7 protein-coding genes and 1 other RNA gene are annotated in these 5,878 nt (G+C 65.9%); 7 read left to right on the forward strand and 1 reads right to left on the reverse strand.

Translation table 11 applies throughout. The features are described 5' to 3' along the window. Nucleotides 1-139: 139 nt before the first annotated feature. From Q1J79_RS12880 to Q1J79_RS12890, 3 genes are all read left to right on the forward strand, one after another. Entirely contained in the window at nucleotides 140-1,153 is a 1,014-nt protein-coding gene (locus tag Q1J79_RS12880) for an alpha/beta fold hydrolase (protein ID WP_300300979.1), read from the forward strand. 126 nt (nucleotides 1,154-1,279) lie between these two features. Continuing rightward, nucleotides 1,280-1,504, forward strand: a complete 225-nt coding sequence (locus Q1J79_RS12885) for an AbrB/MazE/SpoVT family DNA-binding domain-containing protein (protein WP_300300981.1) — start codon at nucleotides 1,280-1,282, stop codon at nucleotides 1,502-1,504. Nucleotides 1,505-1,513: 9 nt separating this feature from the next. Beyond that, nucleotides 1,514-1,897 (forward strand): type II toxin-antitoxin system death-on-curing family toxin, encoded by a 384-nt coding sequence (locus Q1J79_RS12890; protein ID WP_300300983.1) that lies wholly within the window; start codon nucleotides 1,514-1,516, stop codon nucleotides 1,895-1,897. A 33-nt stretch (nucleotides 1,898-1,930) separates the two neighbouring features. On the opposite strand, the gene nudC is transcribed toward Q1J79_RS12890, so the two are convergent. Beyond that, nucleotides 1,931-2,890, reverse strand: a complete 960-nt coding sequence (nudC, locus tag Q1J79_RS12895) for an NAD(+) diphosphatase (protein WP_300300986.1) — start codon at nucleotides 2,888-2,890, stop codon at nucleotides 1,931-1,933. 118 nt (nucleotides 2,891-3,008) lie between these two features. On the opposite strand from nudC, the gene ffs reads away from it, so the two are divergent. The 4 genes from ffs to recR form a co-directional block, all read left to right on the forward strand. Then, nucleotides 3,009-3,104: signal recognition particle sRNA small type (ffs, locus tag Q1J79_RS12900), an RNA gene on the forward strand. A 56-nt stretch (nucleotides 3,105-3,160) separates the two neighbouring features. Next, nucleotides 3,161-4,930, forward strand: coding sequence for a DNA polymerase III subunit gamma/tau (locus tag Q1J79_RS12905; protein ID WP_300300988.1), 1,770 nt, complete (start codon nucleotides 3,161-3,163; stop codon nucleotides 4,928-4,930). Nucleotides 4,931-4,948: 18 nt separating this feature from the next. Beyond that, nucleotides 4,949-5,272 (forward strand): YbaB/EbfC family nucleoid-associated protein, encoded by a 324-nt coding sequence (locus Q1J79_RS12910; RefSeq protein WP_300300990.1) that lies wholly within the window; start codon nucleotides 4,949-4,951, stop codon nucleotides 5,270-5,272. A gap of 10 nt (nucleotides 5,273-5,282) precedes the next feature. Continuing rightward, the coding region (gene recR, locus Q1J79_RS12915) for a recombination mediator RecR (RefSeq protein WP_300300992.1) at nucleotides 5,283-5,878 on the forward strand (596 nt) is incomplete at its 3' end.

Consider the following 5,878-nt stretch of genomic DNA (forward strand, 5'->3'; position numbering starts at 1 on the left):
AATTGCAGGACGGCCTGCTGGAGTGGCTGCGCCGCGACCCGGCCATCGCCGAGGAACTGCCGCGCCAGCAGAAGGCCGTGGCCCAGGGCAAGATCACCCCGGCGGCCGCGGCGCGCAAACTGCTCGGGATGCTGGGGCGATGAATTGGCCCACGCAATCCGGCCGCTTCGCGCTGGGCAATCTCGCCACGCTGTCGGGCGAGACCATCAGGGGCGCCTGGCTCAGCTGGAAAACCCACGGCACGCTGAACGCGACGCGCGACAATGTCATTCTCTATCCCACCAGTTATTCGGCGCAGCATCCCGACCTGGAATGGCTGATCGGGCCCGATGGCGTGCTTGATCCGCAACGCTGGTTCATCGTCATCCCCGACATGTTCGGCAATGGCCTGTCCTCCAGCCCGTCCAACACGCCGGATTATCCGCGTCTCGTCACGGCCTGGGACAACGTGCAGGCACAGCGTCGGCTCCTGCGGGAACAGTTCGGTGTCGACGGGATCGCCTGCGCCTATGGCTGGTCGATGGGCGCGCAGCAGGCCTATCACTGGGCCGCCATCTTCCCCGATGCCGTGCAGCGCGCGGTGATCAATTGCGGCGCGGCGCGCACCGCGATCCACAACACCGTCTTCCTCAAAAGCCTGATGGCCACGCTGGAAGCCGCGGCCGAGCATGTCGGCCATGGCCGGTTCAGCGCGCCGCCCAGGGCTGCGATCCGCGCCTTCGGTCGCATCTATGCCAGCTGGGCCTTGAGCCAGGATTTCTATCGCGCCGGGCTGCATCTCTCGGCGCTGGACGCGCCCGACCTGGAAACCTTCCTGCGCCGCGACTGGGAAGAGCGTTACGCCCGCCGCGATGCCGCTGATCTCTATGCCCAGCTGCGGACCTGGGAAGCCGGCGATATCAGCGCCAACCCGCTTTATAACGGCGACCTGCCGGCGGCCCTGCATGCGATCCGGGCGAAGCTGCTGCTGATGCCGGGCGAAACCGATCTCTATTTCCGCGTCGCCGACAACGCGGCCGAGCTGCCGTTTTTACGTGATGCCGAACTGAAACCGATCCCCAGCATCTGGGGCCACCGCGCCGGCAACCCGGTGCAGAACCCGCCGGACGCGGCTTTTATCAGGGAAAACGTGCGGCGCTGGCTGGCTGGCTGATAATTGGAAGCCAAGTAAATAATTGATTTTATTGCAATATATGAACAATCCCGTTTTTTGGATTGTTTTTGTAGTGATCCGCGTATAGTTGTTTATAACAAACGTTATAACGATCTCGGATCGCCCATGTTCACGCTCAAACTGACCCAGATCGGCAATTCCACCGGCGTGGTTTTGCCCAAGGATGCGCTGGCCAAGCTGAAAGTCGAGAAGGGCGACACGCTCTACCTGACCGAAACGCCCGATGGTTTCCGGCTCACGCCCTACAACCCGGAATTCGAGCGCCAGATGGAAGCGGCGCAGCGGATCATGAAAAAGCGGCGCAATCTGCTCCGTGAGTTGGCGAAATAGGCACCTCCCATGGAATGGGAGTGGATCGACGCGGCCCTGTTGCTGGCCGTGCATGACGTGCAGATCGCCGAACATGGCGGCGGCGAGGGGCTGCGCGATGCCGGATTGCTCGAATCCACATTGGCGCGACCTGTGAATCTTTCCGCTTACGGGCAGCCCGATGTTGCTGATCTTGCGACGGCCTATGGTTTTGGGATTGCGAAGAATCACCCATTTGTCGATGGCAACAAGCGTACCGCGTTTGTCGCGATGGAATTGTTCCTCGATCTGAATGGCTATGAACTGACGGCGAGCGATGCGGATGCTTTGCCTGTCATGCTGGCTTTGGCGGCTGGCGAGCTTGCCGAAACGGCGCTGGCTGAATGGGTGCGTGGAAATATACGGAAGCTGTAGCCTCACGCCCCGGCCAGCCCCCCACCGGAGCCGTCACGCCCCCGCCAGCCACCGCTTCGCCAGCTGGTGCGCCAGCGCCAGTGGCGGCGAGAGGCGGGGCGAAGCTTCCATGTCGGTGGATTTCATCCGCATCTCCTCCACCTCGTCGCGGCTGAACCAGCGCGCCTCTTCCAGTTCGGTGGGGTCCACGGTGATCGCGCTGCTGGTGGCTTCCGCGATGCAGCCGATCATCAGCGAGGAGGGGAACGGCCAGGGCTGGCAGGCGACATAACGCACATCGCCGGTTTTGATCCCGGATTCCTCCAGGATTTCGCGGCGCACGGCCTCCTCGATGGTTTCGCCCGGCTCCATGAAGCCGGCCAGGGCCGAATACATGCCGGGCGGAAAGCGCGACTGCCGGCCGAGCAGCACCATGTCTTCGCCCGTGCGCTCGTCGCGGCGCACGGCCAGCATGATCACCACCGGATCGGTGCGCGGGAAATGCTGCGCCTTGCAGGCCTCGCTGGTGCAGTGCCGGCTGTAGCCGGCCTCGGCCAGCTGGGTCGGGCTGCCGCACTGGGCGCAGAAACGATGGCGCTGGTGCCAGTCGGTCAGGCTGCGCGCCTGGGCCAGGATCGCGGCCTCCTCGGGCGGCAGCATCGCCGCGATCGAGCGCACGTCGATGAACTTGATGGCCTCGCCATGCAGGGCGGCAGTGCGCTCATCCGCGTCGCAGTCGATGGTGAAATGGGCGATCCCGGCCGCGTCCAGGCCAAGGAACAGGCAGGGCAGGGTGGCATGGGCATCGGCCCAGACCGTGTCCTGCCAGGCGATGCGCGCCGGCTTGGCCGTGATGTCCACCAGGGCTTTCAGCTCACGCAGGGGCAGGAAGCGGCTGTCGGCCCGGCGGCGTTTTTCGGCCAGCCAGGCGGGGTCGCGGCGCGGATTGCCGGCGCGGTCCAGACTGGAGCCGGAGAAGCAGATTGGTTTGGCTGGGCGGGGGGCGGTAAGCATGTCGAAACGCTGGCATATCCGGCGCGCCGCGTCCATCCGTCCGGGAGCTGGAAATGGGCCGGGAATCATATCGGGCTACCCATTGAAAACCCGGTCCCGATGACGGATATAAGGCTCGGGAGGTTGGTGGCGGACGGGCGCCTCGCCAACCCGGTCAGGTCCGGAAGGAAGCAGCCGTAACGAGTTTCCGCTCGGGTCGTTGTCAGCCTCCCACCTCTCCGATCTCCGCCTGCGGGCGCAGCCCCTTCAATCAAAGGGCCATGTGAGCGAATGACCCAGCCGGCGCCCTATCGCGTGCTTGCGCGCAAATACCGCCCCAGCAATTTCGCCGAGATGATCGGCCAGGATGCGCTGGTCCGCACGCTCACCAATGCCATCGCCACCGGCCGCATCGCCCAGGCCTTCATCCTCACCGGCGTGCGCGGCGTGGGCAAGACCACCACCGCCCGCATCATCGCCCGCGCGCTGAACTGCACCGGCCCCGACAACCAGGGCGGCCCGACCATTTCGCCCTGCGGCGTCTGCGACAATTGTAAAGCTATTGCGGAAGACCGGCATCCCGACGTGTTCGAGATGGACGCCGCCTCGCGCACCGGCATTGGCGACATCCGCGAGATCATCGAGGCGGTGCGCTACGCGCCCTCGATGGCGCGCTACAAGATCTACATCATCGACGAAGTACACATGCTCTCCACGGCGGCCTTCAACGGCCTGCTCAAGACGCTGGAAGAGCCGCCGCCGCACGTGAAGTTCGTCTTCGCCACCACTGAAATCCGTAAAGTTCCCGTCACGGTGTTGTCGCGCTGCCAGCGCTTTGATCTGAAACGCGTTGAGATCGCCGTGCTGAACGGCCATTTCAAGCGCATCGCCGAGGCCGAGAACGCCCAGATCGACGAGGATGCGCTCACCCTGATTTCGCGTGCCGCCGAAGGCTCGGTGCGCGATGGTCTGTCGCTGCTCGACCAGGCGATTGCCCATGGCGCGGGCCAGGTGAATGCCGAGCTGGTGCGCGACATGCTTGGCCTGGCCGATCGCGGTCAGGTTTTTGCGCTGCTCGACCTGCTGCTGCATGGCCAGCTGGCCGAGGCGCTGGATAACCTGCAGGCGCAGTACAATCTCGGCGCCGACCCTGCCGTGGTGATGCAGGATCTGCTTGACCTCACCCACTGGCTGACGCGCGTGAAGGTGATCGGCGGTACGCCCGACGACGTGACCCTGCCGGAAAGCCAGCGCCAGCGCGGCAAGGAGCTGGCCGCCAGGCTCGGCATGCCGGTGCTGGCGCGCTCGTGGCAGATGCTGCTCAAGGGTTTGCAGGAGGTGCGCTCGGCGCCGGTGCCGCTGGCGGCGGCCGAAATGGTGCTGGTGCGCTTTGCCTATGCCGCCGACCTGCCCAGCCCGGCCGACCTGGCCAGGGAATGGAAAGAGAAGGGCGGTCCCGGTGCTGCTGCTGGTGTTGCTCCCGGTGGCCCGCGCGCGCCGCTGGGCGGCGGTGGCAATGGCGCTTCGGCCGGCCTGGCGGTTTCCGCGCAGCCGCGCGCCGTTGCATCGCCCCAAGGACAATTGGCGCCGCAGCCGGGCGAAACGGTTGCATTGGCGGCCATGCCGACCAGCTTTCCTGCTTTGGTGCAGCTGGCGAAAGACATGCGCGAGGGCATCCTCGCCGCCGAGCTTTACAACGACGTGCACCCGGTCAGCTTCGAGCCCGGCCGCATCGAATTGCGCCTGGAGCCCGGCGCGCATCACGATTTGCCCGGCCGCCTGATCGAGAAACTACGCGCCTGGACCGGCCAGCGCTGGGTGGTGAGCTTGAGCAAGCTGCCGGGCGAGCCGACTCTGGCCGAGCAGGAGCAGGCCGAGGAATCCCGCCGCCGCGCCCATGTGCAGGCGCATCCGCTGGTGCAGGCCGTGCTCACCGCCTTTCCCGGCGCCGTGCTGGACAATGTGCGCGAGGTGGCGCCGCCACAGCCGGAAACGGCCGAAGAGGATGCCGGCGACGGCTATGTCACCGACGATATCGATCCGCTCGACGAGCTGGATTAGCGGTCAGGAGTTTTCGCCATGAAGAATCTCGGCAACATGCTGAAACAGGCCCAGCAGATGCAGCAGCGCATGCAGGAGATGCAGGCCGAGCTGGAGCAGCGCGAGGTGCAGGGCTCGGCCGGCGGCGGCATGGTGATTGTCACCCTGAACGGCCGCAGCGAACTGCGCGGCGTGAAGATCGATCCCTCCCTGCTGGTGGCCGACGAGGTCGAGGTGCTGGAGGATCTGATCAAGGCCGCCCATGCCGACGCCAAGACGCGCGCCGATCGCGAGATGGCCGACGAGATGCAGAAACTCACCGCCGGCCTGCCGCTGCCGCCGGGCATGAAGCTGCCCTTCTGAGTATTCCGCGATGGCCGGTCCCGAGATCGAGCGGTTGATCCAGCTGCTGGCCCGCCTGCCCGGCCTGGGCCCGCGTTCGGCGCGTCGCGCCGCCCTGCATCTGCTCAAGAAAAAAGACGCTCTGCTCAATCCGCTGGCCGCCACCCTGCGCGAGGTGGGCGACAGCGTGCATGCCTGCTCGGTCTGCGGCAATCTCGATACCCGCGATCCCTGCGCCATCTGCAGCGACGAGCGCCGCGATGCCGGCCTGCTCTGCGTGGTGGAAAGCGTGGCCGATCTCTGGGCGCTGGAACGCGCCGGCGTGTTCCGCGGCCGCTACCATGTGCTGGGCGGCACGCTCTCGGCGCTGGACGGCGTGGGGCCATCCGACCTCAATGTGGATGGCCTGATCGCCCGCGTGCAGGGCAATGCCGGCGACGAACGGCGCATCAGGGAAGTGATCATCGCCACCAACGCCACGGTGGAAGGCCAGACCACGGCGCATTACATCACCGACCGGTTGCAGAATACTGGCGTGGCGATCAGCCGCCTGGCCCATGGCGTGCCGGTCGGCGGCGAACTCGACTATCTCGACGACGGCACCCTGGGCGCCGCGCTGAAGGCGCG

It is taken from the genome of Ferrovibrio sp. (assembly GCF_029255545.1).
Taxonomy (GTDB): Bacteria; Pseudomonadota; Alphaproteobacteria; order Ferrovibrionales; family Ferrovibrionaceae; genus Ferrovibrio.